Raw genomic sequence first — 16384 nt, 5'->3', positions numbered from 1 at the left:
AATTGTGGCGAATTATGGCAGGGCCGGCATCGCGCCGGCCCTGCGGGTAATTTAGCGGGCCTCGATCAGCGCGCGCGCACGGGCACAGGCAGCGCGGACCTGGTTGGGCGCGGTACCGCCAATGTGGTCGCGGGCGGCGACCGAACCTTCCAGGGTCAGCACCTCGAAGACATCGTCGCCAATGTCGCCGGAAAATTGCTGCAGTTGTTCCAGGCTCAACTCAGACAGGTCCTTGTCCTGCTCGATCGCAAACGCCACTGACTGGCCGACAATCTCGTGGGCATCACGGAAGGCGACGCCCTTGCGTACCAGGTAGTCGGCCAGGTCGGTGGCTGTGGAAAACCCTTTGGCCGCGGCCGCGAGCATATTGTCCTTTTTGGCCTGAAGTGCCGGCGCCATGTCGGCGAAGGCGCGCAGGCAATCGAGTGCCGTATCGGCCGCATCGAACAGCGGCTCTTTGTCTTCCTGATTGTCTTTGTTGTACGCCAGCGGCTGGCTTTTCATCAGGGTCAGCAGGGCGATCAGGTGTCCATTAACACGGCCGGTTTTGCCACGTACCAGTTCCGGCACATCGGGATTTTTCTTCTGCGGCATGATGGATGAGCCGGTACAAAAACGGTCCGGCAGGTCGATAAAGTCGAACTGGCTGGAGGTCCACAGCACCAGTTCTTCGCTGGCACGGCTCAGGTGCGTGAGCAGCAGTGCGGCGAAGCTGCAGAATTCGATGGCGAAGTCACGGTCGCTCACGGAATCGAGGGAGTTCTCGGTGGGTGCGTCAAAGCCGAGTAGCTCCGCGGTGCGGGCCCGATTGATCGGGTAGCTGGTGCCCGCCAGTGCGGCAGCGCCGAGCGGCGAGCGATTGACGCGCTTGCGGCAGTCCTGCAGGCGCTCATAGTCGCGCGTCAGCATCTCGTTCCAGGCCAGCAGGTGGTGGCCAAAGGTCACCGGCTGGGCAGACTGCAGATGGGTGAATCCGGGCATGATGGTGTCGGCCTCGCGCTCGGCAAGGTCGACCAGACCGGTCTGCAGACGGGTCAGTTCTGCCGCGATCGCATCGATGCGGTTGCGCAGCCAAAGGCGGATATCGGTCGCGACCTGGTCGTTGCGCGAGCGTCCGGTATGCAGTTTTTTGCCGGTGGCACCGATGCGGTCAGTGAGGCGTGCCTCGATGTTCATGTGCACGTCTTCGAGTTGCACTGACCAGGGGAACTCGCCGGCTTCAATTTCGCCGGCGATCGCCTTGAGGCCATCGGCAATCTGCTGGTATTCATCGCCGGTCAACACACCCACTTCCGACAGCATCTGTGCATGGGCCAGAGACCCCTGGATATCCTCCAGCGCCATACGCTGGTCGAACATCACTGAGGCAGTAAAGCGTTCCACAAAGGCATCGGTCGCCTCGCTGAAGCGGCCCCCCCAGAGTTTGGCGGCGGGGTTGGCGGACGGATTGGCTGGGGTGGACTGGTCTTCTTTACTCATGGTGCCTCTGTTGCGCGTAACGGTGTTCTGGTCGCGGGTCCGATATTGCCAGTCAGCATCGCAGTGGTGGAAGTGACCGGTGGATGGCGGTATCTTCGGGAAGTCGCTGTGACGACCGACAATAACAGCAACCGATCAAGCAAGAATAACGTGGTATGACTATCCCAGGGCCCGCTGGGCCGGCGGGCATTATAGCGCAGCAAATTCGCGAAACTGCCCCTGATGGCAAAGATTCTGCGTCTTCTGCCGCGCCGACGAACCGAGAGCCCTTTATCCCTGACCTCTGCAGCGTCACCTCGCTGGCCGTGCTGGTGCTCATGGGTGAGCTGCTCGCGCTGGTGCTGGTGCTGGCTGTGGATGGCCTGCGGGATTTCAGCTGGCAGCGTCTCGGCCTGATTTCCCTGACGGTGCAGTGGGCAATCCTCCCCTCAGCGGCCATTTTGTGTCGACTGCGCCCGCGCCTGGCGCGTATGCCAGTGCGCGCGGCGGGCGCCCTGAGTTATACGGTCGTGCTGGCGGTGCTGCTGGGCGTGACCGCACTCGAACAGGCCTGGCTGGCCTATGTCGCCCAGGTTTCCCTGGATCTGTGGCGTCTGGGTGGCAACTTCCTGTTGGGGGCCATCTGTGCCGGGGTGGTGCTGCGTTATGCGTATGTACAGCAGCAGCTGCGCAACCAGCAGCGCGCTGAGCTGGGTGCGCGCATTGATGCCTTGCAATCGCGGATTCGGCCGCATTTTCTCTTCAATAGTATGAACAGCGTGGCGAGCCTGATTTCTGTCGATCCGGAGCGCGCCGAGCGTTTGGTGGAAGACCTGTGCGCCCTGTTCCGCGCGAGCCTGGCGGATGCGCGTCTGGTCCCGCTCGAGCAGGAAGTGGCGCTGGCCCAGCGCTACCTGCAGATTGAGGCCCTGCGCCTGGGGGCACGACTCCAGCAGGACTGGCAGGTGGAAGCGGAGGTAGGCCGTATGGCAGTGCCCTCAATGTTGCTGCAGCCCTTACTGGAGAATGCCGTTTTACACGGCGTGGCGCGCTTGCGTGGAGGCGGAACCATCCGGGTGAGTATTGAGGTGGTCGGCAACGCCGTCTCGATTGTGGTGGAAAATCCACTTCCCGAAGCGGCGCCCGTGAACGAGACCACGGATTCCGTTCGCGGAAATGGCATAGCCTTGGAGAATATTCGCCAGCGTCTCGCTGCCCACTACGCACAGGGCGCCAAATTTGAGGCGGTTGCAGGTGCGGGTCGCTATCGTGTGCACATTGTGCTGCCAGCGCAGCCGATTGCGAGCGGCAAGGCCGAACCGCTGACAGAAGAACCGCTGCCGACGGCAACTGCGCCGCTGCGGCCCGAGGGGTAGAATGCAGAGATGACATCGCCAGCGGTACAGACTTTGACGGATCTTGGCGTCCTGATCGTCGATGACGAGCCGCTCGCGCGCGCCCGTCTGGCGCGTCAGTTGAGCTCTGTCGATCACGTCGAGTTGCTCGGTGTGGCCGAAGACGCCGAGTCAGCGCTGCTGGCAGTGGAGCGCCTCGATCCCGATCTGGTGCTGCTGGATATTGAAATGCCCGGCGACAATGGGCTGGAGCTGGCGCAGCAACTGAGTGCGCTTGAGTACCCTCCCGCCATTATCTTCTGTACGGCCCATGACGAATTTGCACTGCCCGCGTTCGCCACCGCGGCAGTGGGCTACCTGTTAAAGCCGGTCACCCTCGAGCAGTTGTCCGCGGCGATTCACAAGGCACAACGCCTGACCCGTGCCCAGCATCGCTTGCTGGCGGAAGCCGGCGCGCAGACTGAATCGGCCCGTGTCACTTCTGGAGTCAACACGGCGCGAATCCGTGCTGTCAGTCGTCGCGGGGTAGAATTGCTGGAGCCCGCGCGAATTCGCTGTTTTGTTGCCGACAGCAAGTATGTGGTCGCTCACCACGATGGGGGTGAGACCATTCTCGATCAGACCCTGAAAGAGCTCGAGACCCTCTACCCGACACAATTCCTGCGTGTGCATCGCAATGCGCTGGTGTCCGTCGAGCACGTATCCGGTTTGCGTCGCGACGGCAATCACTACCGGGTGCAGCTCGAGGGCACCGAGGAGGAGCCTCTGGTCAGCCGTCGCATGCTCGCCGGGGTGAAGTCCGCACTGCTGGAATTCAGCTAGCAAGATTGACGGACGCTGTGCAGTGCGCTGCTAGCTGCGTGCCGCGATATAGGCCCCCCCTCCGACGAGTACCCCACCGGCCACCAGGTTCAGCATTCGCGATGCCTGTGGATTCTCATTGAAGCGCGCGCGGAGATGGCTGCTGGCGCTGATCGCCAGCCAGGCATAGGTCAGTTTGACGCAGCCCAGCGCGAGGGTGATCACTGCCAGAATGGCCAGAATATCGCTCCCCTGCAGGGTGCCCAGGTCCACAAACGCGGGAAAGAAACTGGCGTAGAACAGTATTGCCTTGGGATTGCCCAGTGTGGTGGTCAGCCCCAGTAGAATGCTGCTGTGATGGGAGGGCGAGCGAGTGTGTGGTGCCTCGGCGGCAGTTGGCTTCGTGCGTATCAGGCTGATACCGAGCCAGATCAGGTAGCCAGCGCCCAGGTATTTGATCACCAGAAACACGCTTGCCATTGTCTCCGCTACCAGCGCCAGCCCGGCAATGGACAGCAGCACAAATACATAGTCCCCAAGGACTACCCCCAGAGTTGTAGATGCGCCATGGGCGAAGCCCCCGCTGACTGCGCGGCTGGTTACCGCCAGTACGCCGGGACCCGGCACCACAGCGAGTAGCAGCATTGCACCAAACAGGGCAAACAGGGCGGTAGTGGACATCCTTGTCTTCCGTTGGGGGCGTTAGTAGAGCTTCGGCCCGCTGTACTCGTCCGATTCGCCCTGCAGGCTCAGCTCGCCGGCGGCATCGTTCAGGTATTCTGCGTCGGACTCGGACTTGAGCTTGATCATCAGGCGCAGGTCGTTGGCAGAATCGGCGTGTGCGAGCGCATCTTCATAGGTGATCTCGCCGCGGTCATACAGCTCGTACAGGGCCTGGTCGAAGGTCTGCATGCCCTGCTCATTGGAACGCTTCATCAGTTCCTTGAGCTTGTGCACCTCGGCCTTGCGGATCAGGTCGGAGGCCAGCGGGGTATTGAGCAGAATTTCCAGACACGCGCGACGTCCCTCACCATCGGGCGTGGGCACCAGTTGCTGCGCGACCATTGCCTTCAGGTTGAGGGACAGGTCCATCCACAGCTGCTGGTGGCGGTCCGCCGGGAAGAAGTGGATGATCCGGTCGAGCGCCTGGTTGGCGTTGTTGGCGTGTAGGGTGCACAGGCACAGGTGACCGGTTTCGGCGAACGCGATCGCGTGCTCCATGGTTTCGCGGGTCCGCACCTCACCAATCAGAATGACGTCGGGGGCCTGACGGAGGGTGTTCTTCAGGGCGACCTCGAAGGATTCCGTATCGAGGCCCACCTCCCGCTGTGTGACGATACAGCCGCGGTGCTGATGCACGAATTCGATCGGGTCCTCGATGGAGATGATATGGCCGCGGGAGTGCTCGTTGCGATGACCGACCATCGACGCCAGCGAGGTGGACTTACCCGTACCGGTGGCGCCCACAAAAATAATCAGGCCGCGCTTGGTCATGGAGAGATCCTTGATGATCTCGGGCAGCCCCAGCCCATCAATGGTGGGAATCTTGGTTTCGATGCGACGTAGGACCATGCCCACCAGATTGCGCTGGAAAAACGCAGATACCCGGAAGCGGCCCACGTTGCGCACCGCGATGGCGAAGTTCAGCTCCTTGTGCTCGGCGAACTCGCGGCGCTGCTTCTCGCTCATGGTGCCGACCACCAGCTCGCGGGCTTTTTCCGGTGGCAGTGGCGTGCTGCTCAGGGGCACGACTTTACCGTGGATCTTGGCGGAGGGTGGTACACCGGCGGTAATAAACAGGTCCGATGCCCCTTTCTCTACTACCAGCTGTAAAAGTCGTTCTATATCCATCGTTGTCACCGCAAATTATTCTGTTGTGTGGGCACGACATGTGCCGGCGGCAGGTGCCGCGGGCTGCGTGTTGTCGCAGCCGGTTAGAAGTTCTCGGGCATCTTGGCCTTCTCGCGTGCAACCTCGCGGGCGATGATGCGGCGCTCAACCAGGTCCTGCAGGCACTGGTCCATGGTCTGCATGCCCACGCTGGCGCCGGTCTGGATGGCCGAGTACATCTGCGCAATCTTGTCCTCGCGGATCAGGTTTCGGATCGCAGGGGTACCGCGCATGATCTCGTGGGCCGCCACACGGCCGCCGCCACTTTTCTTCATTAGTGTCTGCGAGATAACTGCCTGCAGGGATTCCGACAGCATCGAACGCACCATGGCCTTTTCTTCCGCGGGGAATACGTCCACCACACGGTCGATGGTCTTGGCGGCTGAAGTGGTGTGCAGGGTGCCGAACACCAGGTGGCCGGTTTCCGCCGCAGTCAGGGCGAGGCGGATAGTCTCCAGGTCCCGCATCTCACCCACCAGAATGATATCCGGGTCTTCACGCAGCGCAGAGCGCAGGGCCTCGGCAAAGCCGTGGGTGTCGCGGTGTACTTCCCGCTGGTTGACCAGGCATTTCTTGGATTCGTGGACGAATTCAATCGGGTCCTCAATGGTGAGGATGTGCTCGTATTTGTTGTCGTTGATGTAGTCCATCATCGCCGCCAGCGTGGTGGACTTGCCCGAACCGGTGGGGCCGGTCACCAATACCAGGCCGCGCGGGGTATCGGAAATCTGGCGGAATACCTGGCCCATGCCCAGGTCATCCATGGTCAGTACCTTGGATGGAATGGTCCGGAACACGGCACCGGCACCGCGGTTGTGGTTGAACGCATTCACACGGAAGCGGGCAACACCGGGCACCTCGAAGGAGAAGTCGGTCTCGAGGAACTCCTCGTAGTCCTTGCGCTGCTTGTCGTTCATGATCTCGTAGATCAGCGCGTGGACTTCTTTGTGCTCCATGGGCGGCAGGTTGATACGGCGCACATCGCCATCCACACGGATCATCGGTGGAAGACCGGCGGAAAGGTGTAAGTCGGAGGCGTTCTGCTTGGCACTGAAAGCGAGGAGTTCTGTAATGTCCATACTGCTACCTTATTGTTCTGTTGGGCCTCGGGTAAACTTTGCGCCCTGATTGTCAGGCCGGCCGAACACGCGGTTGGGCCATCCCCCGGACAGAGGGAGTTAGTATATGCGCAAAGCCGAGATCATCGAAAACCTGAATCGCGTGGGTGAGCGGATTGTCACAAGTTGCACGAAAAGCGCACGCGAACCGGGCTCTGTGACCCTGTTGGCGGTCTCCAAAACCCGGCCGGCAGCAGACCTGCGGGTCGCGTACGAGGCGGGCCAGCGTCACTTTGGCGAAAACTACCTGCAGGAAGCCCAGGAGAAGCAGGCGGCGCTGGCGGATCTCGACATCATCTGGCACTTCATCGGGCCGCTGCAGTCGAACAAATCGCGCACCGTGGCAGAACAGTTTCACTGGATGCATACCCTCGACCGGGCAAAAATCGCCCGGCGCTTGTCTGCGCAGCGCCCGCCCGGGATGGCACCTCTCAATGTGTGTCTCCAGGTCAATGTCGATGGCGAGGACAGCAAATCGGGCGTTGCCCCCGGCGCGGTGCTGGAATTGGCCAGGGCGGTGGCAGCACTGCCGGGTCTGCGTCTGCGTGGATTGATGGCGATCCCGGCGAAGCGTGAGGGGTTTGCCGCGCAGTGCGCACCGTTCGCGCAGCTCGCGGGCCTGCTGGCCTCCCTGCGCGAGTCTTTGCCGGGACAGTCGCTGGATACCCTGTCGATGGGGATGTCCGGCGATCTGGAAGCTGCGATCGCCAGCGGTGCGACCATAGTTCGTGTCGGTACCGATATTTTTGGCCGGCGTGCCTATCCGTCCGAGCCAGCGTGATCGCTGGTGCGGCAAACTTTGATACAAGAAACAGGAAAGCGGATGTCTGTGGAAAACATGGTGTTTATTGGCGGTGCCGGCAATATGGCGGGCGCGGTCGTTGGGGGGCTGATCGCCAGTGGCTATCCGGCCGACAACATTGTGGCGACGGGTCGCGATGAGCAGAAACTGGCTGATTTTGCCCATCAAACCGGGGTGCAGGTCACCTCTGACAATGAAACCGCCGTAGCACAGGCCGACGTACTGGTGCTGTCGGTCAAACCGCAGGGCATGAAGGAACTGTGTGCCGGCATTGCGCCGCAGGTGCGCGCGCGCAAGCCGCTGGTGATTACCCTGGCGGCCGGTATTCCGCTTTCCGCGTACCAGCGCTGGCTGGGCGCCGATGTGCCGATTGTGCGAGCCATGCCCAATACGCCGGCGTTAGTAGGTACCGGCGTCACCGGTCTGTATGCGGGAGCGGGCGTGAGCGATGCACATATCCAGATCGCCACGCGGATGGCAGAGGCGGTGGGCATCGCCCTGTGGGTCGATGAGGAGTCCGGTATCGATCAGGTCATTGCTGTGTCAGGATCGGGGCCTGCCTATTATTTCCAGTTTATGGAATCGATGATCGACGCTGCCGAAAAGGCGGGCATGAAGCGTGCTGACGCCGAGCGGCTCACCTTGCAAACCGCTCTGGGGGCGGCGAAACTTGCGGTGGCAAGCGATGTGGATGTGGCGCAGTTGAAGCGCAATGTCATGTCCCCCAACGGTACCACCGAGCGCGCAGTGTCCCGCTTCCAGCAGGGCGGACTGCCCGAACTGGTCGAGCAGGCGATGGCGGATTGCGCTGCGCGCGCAGCCGAAATGGCGCGTGAGCTCGATCAGTAGACGGTACCGGCAAAGCATAAATCACCCAATAAGGATCATTCATGGGTAATACCTTCAGCAATATCGGCGTCTTCCTGGTCGCTACCATTGGCATCCTGTTCCTGTTCGCGGTGCTGCTGCGCTTCCTGCTGCAGCTGGCGCGCGCCGATTTTTATAATCCGATTTCGCAGGGCGTGGTCAAGGTGACCAACCCGCTATTGTTGCCGCTGCGCAAGGTGGTGCCCGGTCTGTTTGGGCTGGATATGGCTTCGCTGGTGCTGGCACTGCTGGTGGGGACGGCGATGATCCTCGTGTGTGGCCTGATGATTGGCGCCGGCCTGGTGAATCCACTGAGTGCCCTGTTGTGGTCGCTGATCGGCTGCATGAAGACATTGGTGGCGATGCTGTTCGTGGGCATGCTGATTTCGATTGTCTTCAGCTGGATCGCACCGCAGAGCCATCATCCGGCGCTGGTGCTGCTGCATCAGTTGTTGGAGCCAGTGTGCGGCCCGGTGCGCAAGCTGATTCCGTCTCTGGGAGTGATCGATATCAGCCCGATCTTCGTGTTTATCCTGCTGGGAGTGATCGACCGCTTGCTGCAAGGGTTTGCGCTGGCCGCAAATATGCCGCCATTTGCCCAGAGCCTCTTCTGGCATATCCCGTTCTAAGCAATCCACTGACCGCACAATCGTGGTGCGCCGCCTCCCGCGGCGTACCGCCGCCGACCGGCTTTGTCATTACTTGTGCTTTGCCTCGGGCCCATCACCTGTAGTGCCCTGCAAACTGCCGATTTTTGGGTGTTATCCATGCAGTTTTGTTGAAAATTGCGCATTGGAGCGCTTTCCTGCGGGCGTGTTTTGGTTGAAAATGTTGGGTTCCCCACAAGACCAATGATAAGAACACTGCTACATGGAAGACGCTATTTTGCGACAGCATATTGCTAACTATGACCGCTGGAAAAAGGGCCTCGATGGCCAGTTTGCCGCGTTCAGTACCTGGCTGCAGGAGCATTTCCCCAATTCTGCGGGTGCTCGCCAGGTAGTCGCCCAGGCCCGAAGCCTGTTACAGGAAGATCAGTTCACATTGGCGCTGGTGGGGGAGTTTTCTCGGGGCAAGACCGAGCTGATTAATGCCTTGTTGTCCCATACCTACGGCAAGCGCCTGCTGCCATCCCGCCCCGGACGCACCACCATGTGCCCGACCGAGATTTACAGCGATGGCCGGACGCAGGCCAGTTTGCGACTGCTGCCTATCGAGACGCTCGGCACCAACACCACGCTGGAAAGCTTTCGCAAGATCCCGCAGAAGTGGGTCACTCACGAATTTGACGCCGATGATGCCAATGCTACCCGTGAGGCGTTGATGCGGGTGGCGGAGACCAAGTCGGTGACGCCGGAAGAGGCGGCCCGTTTTGGTTTTGATCGTCGCCACCTGGACAGCAAGGGCAGTCTGGTGGAAATCCCCGCATGGCGCTATGCGCTGATTGCGTTGCCGCATCCACTGCTTGCCCAGGGCTTGCGCATCCTCGATACGCCTGGACTCAACGCGCTCGGCAACGAGCCCGAGCTGACACTCAGCACCCTGCCCAGTGCACAAGCGGTGGCGTTCCTGCTGTCTGCCGATGCCGGTGTGACCGGGACCGACCTGAACATGTGGGAGACCCATCTGGTGCCGCTGCGCGAGCATCGCGGTACTGCGGTGATGGCGTTGCTCAACAAGATCGACAGTCTCTGGGGTGATCCTGATGAGGATTCTGAGGAGCTGCTGCGGGGCATGCGTGCGCAGGTGGCCAAATTACTCGAGCTGCCGATGGAAAGTGTTGTCGGTGTCTCTGCCAAACAGGCTTTGTTGGCGCGTCAGCAGCAGGACGAAGCGCTACTGGCCGATAGCCACTTTGCCGACTTCGAAGAAATGCTGGTGCAGCGCCTGATGGAGCACCGCCAGAAAATCAGCGAGCATCGTGCGGTGCATCAGGCCCTGACTCTGATGGCCGATACCCGCGACATGCTCAAGCGTCGCCTCAACAGTGGCCGCGCAGCGCTAGAGCACCTGCAGCAGAGTGGGGGCACTGATGCCGGACAGCTGCAGGAGCTGGAACAGCTGCAGCAGACGGCCACAGCGCAGCATCGCGTCCTGCATCAGGAATTGCTGATGCTCAAGTCCAGCCAGAAGGTTCTGGGCCGACAGCGCATGGCCTTGATGAATCCAGTGTCCAGCCAGCAGCTGCAGCGCCTGATCGATGACACCCGTCAGGCGCTGAATGAGCGCTGGACACCACTCGGTCTCGCCCGCGCAATCGATGACTTCATGCTGGGTGTGGACCAGCAGATGGGCGCCCTCGAAGGCGAAGTGGAGCAATCGAATCGGGTACTCGATGCCATTTTCGAGCGTTCATCGCTGGATATTGCCGAGGCGCAGGAGCAGCATTTCGATATCGGTGGTTTCCGCCTGGCGCTGCGGGGCCTGCATCGTCAGGCGGCGCAGTTACGTCGCTCGCCACAATTGCTGTTGGCTCGCCGCGACCGTCTCACCGAGCGTTTCCTCGATACGCTCGCCAGTGAGGTGGGCCGTATGTACAGCCAGTTGATTTCTGCTGCCGACGGATGGCTGGATCAGGCACTGGAGCCGCTCAAGCAGCATGCCCAGTACCAGAAGCATCTGCTCAACCGGCACATGATCAAGCTGACTGAGCTGAAGCAGAAGACCCAGGTGCAGCGCACTGATCTGCGCGTGCTCGAAGAGGAAATTCTACGCAATGGTCGCGCTCTGGAGTCCCTCGAAGAGCTGCTGTTGAGTGGTGGGGCCGCGCCGCATCCCGTGGCGCCGGCTCCGGTCGCCGATAATGTCACCCCGCTCAAGGCAAGCGCAGCGGGTTAACGACGCCAGCCCGGCGGCCATTGGCTGCCGGGTGCACCATTTGTATTCCACCAAGCCGGTCCGTACACTTGGCCGCTGCCTGAAGGCAGGGCGCCGCCTGCGGCGCGCCGCGAAGGAAAACGCAAACCGAACGGAAAATTTTTAGTGCCAAGTGCCACCGAGCGACCTGCCACGGACCCTGGCTCCGTCGGCATCGTCAAGCCGCAAAGTCATACCTTTACCGAGCCGCTGGAACTCGCCTGTGGCCGCACCCTCGAAGAGTACACCCTGGTCTATGAGACCTATGGTGAACTGAACGCCGATCACAGCAACGCGGTGCTGATTTGCCACGCGCTGTCTGGTCATCATCATGCCGCTGGCCGGCATAGCGAGGACGACAAGCGACCGGGCTGGTGGGACAACTACATCGGCCCCGGCAAACCCATCGATACCGATCGATTTTTTGTGGTTGCCCTCAATAATCTGGGCGGCTGCCACGGTTCGACCGGACCCGCTTCCACCAACCCGCAAACCGGTAAGCCCTGGGGGCCCGACTTCCCCATGCTGCGTGCACGCGACTGGGTGAACAGTCAGGCGCGCCTCGCCGACCTTTTGGGAATTCAGCAGTGGGCTGCAGTGATCGGCGGCAGTCTCGGTGGCATGCAGGCGATGCGCTGGGCCCTGGAATATCCCGACCGGCTGCGTCATTGCGTGGTGATTGCCTCCGCGATGAAGCTCTCCGCACAGAATATTGCGTTCAATGAGACGGCGCGCCAGGCGATTACCTCCGATCCGGATTTCCGCCATGGCCGCTATCTGGAAGAGGGTACCCTGCCCCGGCGCGGACTCGCGGTGGCGCGTATGATCGGCCACATTACCTACCTGTCGGATGATGGCCTGGGGAAAAAATTCGGCCGCGAGTTGCGCTCGGGTACTTTCGACATCGGCGTTGAGGAGCAGGTGGAATTTCAGGTGCAGAGCTACCTGCGTTACCAGGGTGACTCCTTCTCCGGCAGTTTCGATCCCAATACGTATATCCTGATGACCCGTGCGCTCGATTACTTTGATCTGGCCCGAGAGTATGGCGACGACCCGGTGGCGGCCTTTCGCCACGCGCAGTGCCAATTCCTGCTGGTCTCATTTACCTCAGACTGGCGCTTTGCGCCGGAGCGTTCGCGCGAAATTGCCGATGCACTGATGCATGCCAACAAAGCCGTCAGTTATGCCGAGGTGGAGTCGCCAATGGGCCACGACGCCTTCCTTTTGCCCAATGATCGCTATCAGCGTGTCTTCCGCAGCTATATGTTGCGGGTCGCCAGTGAGTGCAAAAAGTCGGAGGGCGACGATGCGTATTGATCTCAATATTATCCAGCCGTGGATTGCCCAGCAGAGCCGCGTGCTCGACCTGGGTTGCGGCGATGGCGCGCTGCTCGAGCGGCTCGCCAGCCACAAGCAGGTGACCGGTTACGGCCTGGAAATTGACCCGCACGAGATTGAGCGCTGCATTCAGCGCGGGGTCAATGTGATCGAGCAAAACCTGGACGATGGGCTGGGGAATTTCGCCGATGACAGCTTTGATACCGTTGTCATGACCCAGGCGCTGCAGACGCTGCGCCAGCCACATCGGGTGGTCAGGGAAATGCTGCGGGTCGGGCGCGAATGTATTATTACGTTCCCCAATTTCGGTCAGTGGCGGGCCCGCTGGCACCTTACGTTTTCCGGGCGGATGCCGGTATCCGATTTATTACCTTACGAGTGGTACAACACGCCCAATATTCACTTTTGTACCTTCAGGGATTTCGACATGCTGTGTAAGGAGAACGGCTGGACTGTTCTGCACCGGCAGGTAGTGTCAGAATCCACCGGCAGCAAACTGTTGCAGGACTTTTCTCCCAATCTGTTTGGTGAGACAGCAATTTACCACCTGACTCGCTAAACTGGCTAAACTGAAAAGAGCACGAATAAATGTGCGCCAAATTGCCGTGGGCCCGGACCGGGCGGCAGGGCTGCACACGACAAAATCATCGTCGCCACCGAGGAGGTGCACCGTGAAACGCATCCTGACTGCCTTCGTCGCCGCAGCCACACTGCTGTGGGCGGCCGCCAGTGCTACCGCGCAGGAAGCCAAAGTCATCAAGAGTCACAAAGATTTTGGTGATTACCGCGTAATGTATTCCGTATTTGATAGTGAATTTATCAATCCGGATATCGCCAAAACCTATCAGCTGGTGCGTGCCAATGATCGTGCCTTCGTGAATATTGCGGTGGTGAAAAAGGATGGTGGGCAGCACGGGCTCAGCGCGGAGCTGGCCGGTACCGCGACCAACCTGATCCAGCAGTCCCGCTCCCTGGATTTCCAGGAAATTCGTGAGGGCGATGCCGTCTATTACCTGGCGCCGCTGCGTTTTGAAGACGAGGAAACGCTGACGTTCAATATCGACGTGGTGCTTCCCGATGGCCGCTCCGAGCGGCTCACGTTCCGCCGCAAGTTGGATCGATAGCGGCGCGACCGTCGCGCGATGATCAGCGAAAGCGAGCGCCTGCGCTCGCTTTTTTCGTGCGCATCTGTCCCTCCCCGTCACACAGCATTGAAAGAACCCGACCTCTGATGATCGATAAAATTGTCCTGGCCAGTGGCAACGCCGGCAAACTGCGTGAGTTTTCCCAAATCTTTGCCGATTGGGGGATCCAGGTAGTGCCCCAATCTGAATTTAATGTCAGCGATGCTGACGAGACCGGGCTGAGTTTTATTGAGAACGCCCTGCTCAAGGCGCGCCACGCGAGCCGCATCAGTGGACTGCCAGCGCTGGCGGATGACTCGGGCCTGGCGGTCGATGCGCTGGATGGTGCGCCGGGTATTTATTCCGCGCGCTATTCGGGTCCGGGTGCCTCCGACGCCGACAACAACGCAAAGCTATTGCGTGCGCTCGAGGGTGTTGCGGAGACGCAGCGTGGGGCGAGCTTTTACTGCGCGCTAGCGTTTGTGCGCAGTGCCGATGACCCGATTCCGCTGGTGTGCACTGCCCAGTGGCGCGGGCGCATTCTGGCTGAGCCTGCCGGCGAGCAGGGTTTTGGCTACGATCCGCTGTTTTTTGTCGAATCGGAAGGCATGACCTCGGCGCAGTTGCCGCGCGAACGCAAGAACCAGCTGAGCCATCGTGCCCTGGCCGTGGTCGAATTTTCCAGGCTCTGGCAGGCCCAGATCGGTACGGGGGCCGCACTTGGCTGATTCCCTTGCCTTGCAGTTGCCGCCGCTGAGCCTGTATGTGCACATCCCCTGGTGTGTGCGCAAATGCCCCTACTGTGATTTCAACTCCCATGCGGCCGGCGAGTCTCTGCCGGAAGCGGACTACGTGGCTCAGTTGGCTCGGGATCTGGGTAGTCAGTCGGCCTGGGCCCAGGGGCGTCGACTGGGGTCGATCTTTTTCGGTGGCGGTACGCCGAGTCTGTTTTCCGCCAGTGCGATTGGCGAAATTCTCTCGGCGGCCGAGCGCATTGTCGGCTTCGAGCCGGATATCGAAATCACCCTGGAGGCCAATCCGGGCACGTTCGAACAGCAGAAATTTTCCGGGTTTCGCGCTGCCGGGGTCAATCGGCTGTCTATCGGCATCCAGAGCTTCGACGCCCGCCAGTTGGATAATCTGGGGCGTATCCACTCCGGTGATGAGGCCTCCGCGGCGGTGGGGATGGCCCGCCGCGCGGGCTTCGACAATATCAATCTCGACCTGATGCACGGGTTGCCCGAACAGAGTGAAGAGGAGGCCCTGGCGGACCTGCGCCGGGCGGTGGCCCTGGAGCCAGAGCACCTCTCCTGGTACCAGCTGACAATTGAGCCGAATACCGCCTTTTACAGCGCACCGCCGGTGGTCCCCGGGCCCGCCCATATTGTGTCCATGCAGGGTAGTGGCCGTGAATACCTGGCCATGCAGGGGTTTGCCCGCTATGAGGTGTCGGCGTACAGCCAGTCTGGACGGCAGTCGCGGCATAACATCAATTACTGGACCTTCGGTGACTATCTCGGCGTCGGTGCCGGGGCCCACGGTAAGATTACCCTGCCGGAGATAGGGCAGGTGTTGCGCAGCCGGCGCACCCGAGCGCCGCGTCACTACCTGGATATCCCGCAGGCAGCGTCGGGTGAGCTGGCCCTGCCGATCACGGAAGAGGTCGCGATCGAGGAGCTGCCGCTGGAGTTTCTGATGAATGCCCTGCGCCTGACTGACGGCGTTCTGGTCGCGGACTTTACCGAACGCACCGGTCTGCCCCTGGCGCGGCTGGCCCGACAATGGTCTTCACTGGAGCGCCTGCAGCTGGTGCAACCACTGGGGCCGCGGATCGCGGCCAGCACCTTTGGCTTTGATTACCTCGACGAAATCCTCCAGCGATTTCTCGAGCAGCCCTAGGTCGCCGCGGCGGTCTGGGGCTTGAAATGGCGGCCGGTGACCCCCAGATAGGGGGGAATCGCCGGCCCGGAAGGGTTCCGGGCATCCGGTTTGCGCTTGCGACCGGGCTCCGGCTGTCCTTATCATGTGCGGGCACCTGCATGGGTGCCGCGCCGACTAACCACAACGACAGGAAAAGAATATGAGCGCTGCAATCGTCAATGTGACCGACGCCGAGTTTGAGCAGGAAGTACTCCAGGCTGAAGGCCCCGTGCTGGTGGACTTCTGGGCCCAGTGGTGCGGTCCGTGCAAGATGATCGCGCCGGTACTGGAAGATCTGGCTGGTCACTACGGCGACAAGCTGAAGATCGTTAAGGTCGACGTGGATGCCAACAAGGAATCCCCGGCCAAATACAACGTGCGTGGTATCCCCACTCTGCTGCTGTTCAAAGGCGGCAATGTGGAAGGCACGAAGGTTGGTGCGCTGTCCCGCGCCCAGCTGGCCGAGTTTATCGACAGCCAGCTGTAATCCGGTGTACCTGCGGGGGGAATAAATTCCCCCTTGCAGGATGGTGAAGTGCCGTTATACTGGCAACAGAATCTTTTAAACCGCTCTATTAAGAGCAAGTAATAAACCCCCGGATTGACCTAAATCAAGTCGCCCCGCCTGGTTCCAGGCAACTCCCGGCGCGCTAACTCATTTCGTCGAACTTTTCCGTGACATCCTTACAGTAAGTAGTTTGTTGCAGGCAGTATCAGAGTTCCGGATTATTCGCGCACCCGGTTATACACGGGCATGACTCGGTTAAAAGCGAGCTTTTCGATTTTTAAGTCCCTCCCAATACTCCCGGCGCGTCCGCGCAAGCTGGAAAAAGCAACCTCAATAAAGCAATTGGT

At 60.7% G+C, this 16384-nt stretch carries 16 protein-coding genes; 12 read left to right on the top strand and 4 right to left on the bottom strand.

Annotated elements, in window-relative coordinates; translation table 11 throughout:
• Positions 1-51: 51 nt before the first annotated feature.
• The gene (argH, locus tag ACXAD0_RS01530; protein ID WP_475086582.1) at positions 52-1479 is read right to left on the bottom strand and encodes an argininosuccinate lyase; all 1428 of its coding nucleotides are present in this window, start codon (positions 1477-1479) and stop codon (positions 52-54) included.
• 155 nt (positions 1480-1634) lie between these two features.
• On the opposite strand from argH, the gene ACXAD0_RS01525 reads away from it, so the two are divergent.
• Positions 1635-2834 (top strand): sensor histidine kinase, encoded by a 1200-nt coding sequence (locus ACXAD0_RS01525; protein WP_475086581.1) that lies wholly within the window; start codon positions 1635-1637, stop codon positions 2832-2834.
• A gap of 9 nt (positions 2835-2843) precedes the next feature.
• Complete coding sequence (locus ACXAD0_RS01520; protein ID WP_475086580.1) at positions 2844-3635, top strand: LytR/AlgR family response regulator transcription factor; 792 nt, start codon at positions 2844-2846, stop codon at positions 3633-3635.
• Positions 3636-3665: 30 nt separating this feature from the next.
• Here the strand turns inward: ACXAD0_RS01520 and ACXAD0_RS01515 are convergent, their stop codons facing one another.
• From ACXAD0_RS01515 to ACXAD0_RS01505, 3 genes are all read right to left on the bottom strand, one after another.
• Positions 3666-4295 (bottom strand): LysE family translocator, encoded by a 630-nt coding sequence (locus ACXAD0_RS01515; protein WP_475086579.1) that lies wholly within the window; start codon positions 4293-4295, stop codon positions 3666-3668.
• Positions 4296-4316: 21 nt separating this feature from the next.
• A complete protein-coding gene (locus tag ACXAD0_RS01510; RefSeq protein WP_475086578.1) occupies positions 4317-5465 on the bottom strand; it encodes a PilT/PilU family type 4a pilus ATPase in 1149 nt (382 codons plus the stop codon).
• An 83-nt stretch (positions 5466-5548) separates the two neighbouring features.
• Positions 5549-6583 (bottom strand): type IV pilus twitching motility protein PilT, encoded by a 1035-nt coding sequence (locus tag ACXAD0_RS01505; protein WP_475086577.1) that lies wholly within the window; start codon positions 6581-6583, stop codon positions 5549-5551.
• A gap of 106 nt (positions 6584-6689) precedes the next feature.
• On the opposite strand from ACXAD0_RS01505, the gene ACXAD0_RS01500 reads away from it, so the two are divergent.
• The 10 genes from ACXAD0_RS01500 (at position 6690) to trxA (ending at position 16016) form a co-directional block, all read left to right on the top strand.
• On the top strand, positions 6690-7403 hold the full coding sequence (locus ACXAD0_RS01500; protein ID WP_475086576.1) for a YggS family pyridoxal phosphate-dependent enzyme: 714 nt from the start codon (positions 6690-6692) through the stop codon (positions 7401-7403).
• Positions 7404-7445: 42 nt separating this feature from the next.
• A complete protein-coding gene (gene proC, locus ACXAD0_RS01495) occupies positions 7446-8273 on the top strand; it encodes a pyrroline-5-carboxylate reductase (protein ID WP_475086575.1) in 828 nt (275 codons plus the stop codon).
• 41 nt (positions 8274-8314) lie between these two features.
• Positions 8315-8920 carry a YggT family protein gene (locus ACXAD0_RS01490; protein WP_475086574.1) on the top strand — a complete coding sequence of 202 codons (606 nt, stop codon included), beginning with the start codon at positions 8315-8317 and terminating at the stop codon, positions 8918-8920.
• Positions 8921-9161: 241 nt separating this feature from the next.
• The gene (locus ACXAD0_RS01485; RefSeq protein ID WP_475086573.1) at positions 9162-11129 is read left to right on the top strand and encodes a dynamin family protein; all 1968 of its coding nucleotides are present in this window, start codon (positions 9162-9164) and stop codon (positions 11127-11129) included.
• 144 nt (positions 11130-11273) lie between these two features.
• Positions 11274-12464, top strand: a complete 1191-nt coding sequence (metX, locus tag ACXAD0_RS01480; RefSeq protein ID WP_475086572.1) for a homoserine O-succinyltransferase MetX — start codon at positions 11274-11276, stop codon at positions 12462-12464.
• Positions 12454-13044, top strand: a complete 591-nt coding sequence (gene metW, locus ACXAD0_RS01475) for a methionine biosynthesis protein MetW (protein WP_475086571.1) — start codon at positions 12454-12456, stop codon at positions 13042-13044. The genes metX and metW overlap by 11 nt, the downstream gene beginning before the upstream one ends.
• A gap of 112 nt (positions 13045-13156) precedes the next feature.
• Complete coding sequence (locus ACXAD0_RS01470) at positions 13157-13609, top strand: DUF4426 domain-containing protein (RefSeq protein WP_475086570.1); 453 nt, start codon at positions 13157-13159, stop codon at positions 13607-13609.
• Between the two features lie 107 nt (positions 13610-13716).
• Positions 13717-14337 carry an RdgB/HAM1 family non-canonical purine NTP pyrophosphatase gene (gene rdgB, locus ACXAD0_RS01465; RefSeq protein WP_475086569.1) on the top strand — a complete coding sequence of 207 codons (621 nt, stop codon included), beginning with the start codon at positions 13717-13719 and terminating at the stop codon, positions 14335-14337.
• The gene (hemW, locus tag ACXAD0_RS01460; RefSeq protein WP_475086568.1) at positions 14330-15508 is read left to right on the top strand and encodes a radical SAM family heme chaperone HemW; all 1179 of its coding nucleotides are present in this window, start codon (positions 14330-14332) and stop codon (positions 15506-15508) included. The genes rdgB and hemW overlap by 8 nt, the downstream gene beginning before the upstream one ends.
• Before the next feature lie 181 nt (positions 15509-15689).
• Entirely contained in the window at positions 15690-16016 is a 327-nt protein-coding gene (gene trxA, locus ACXAD0_RS01455; RefSeq protein WP_475086567.1) for a thioredoxin TrxA, read from the top strand.
• Positions 16017-16384 lie beyond the last annotated feature (368 nt).

This window comes from Microbulbifer sp. ABF4_148, from assembly GCF_056158985.1.
Note: the sequence above shows the minus strand (reverse complement) of the source record. Positions and strands in the feature narration are given on the sequence as shown.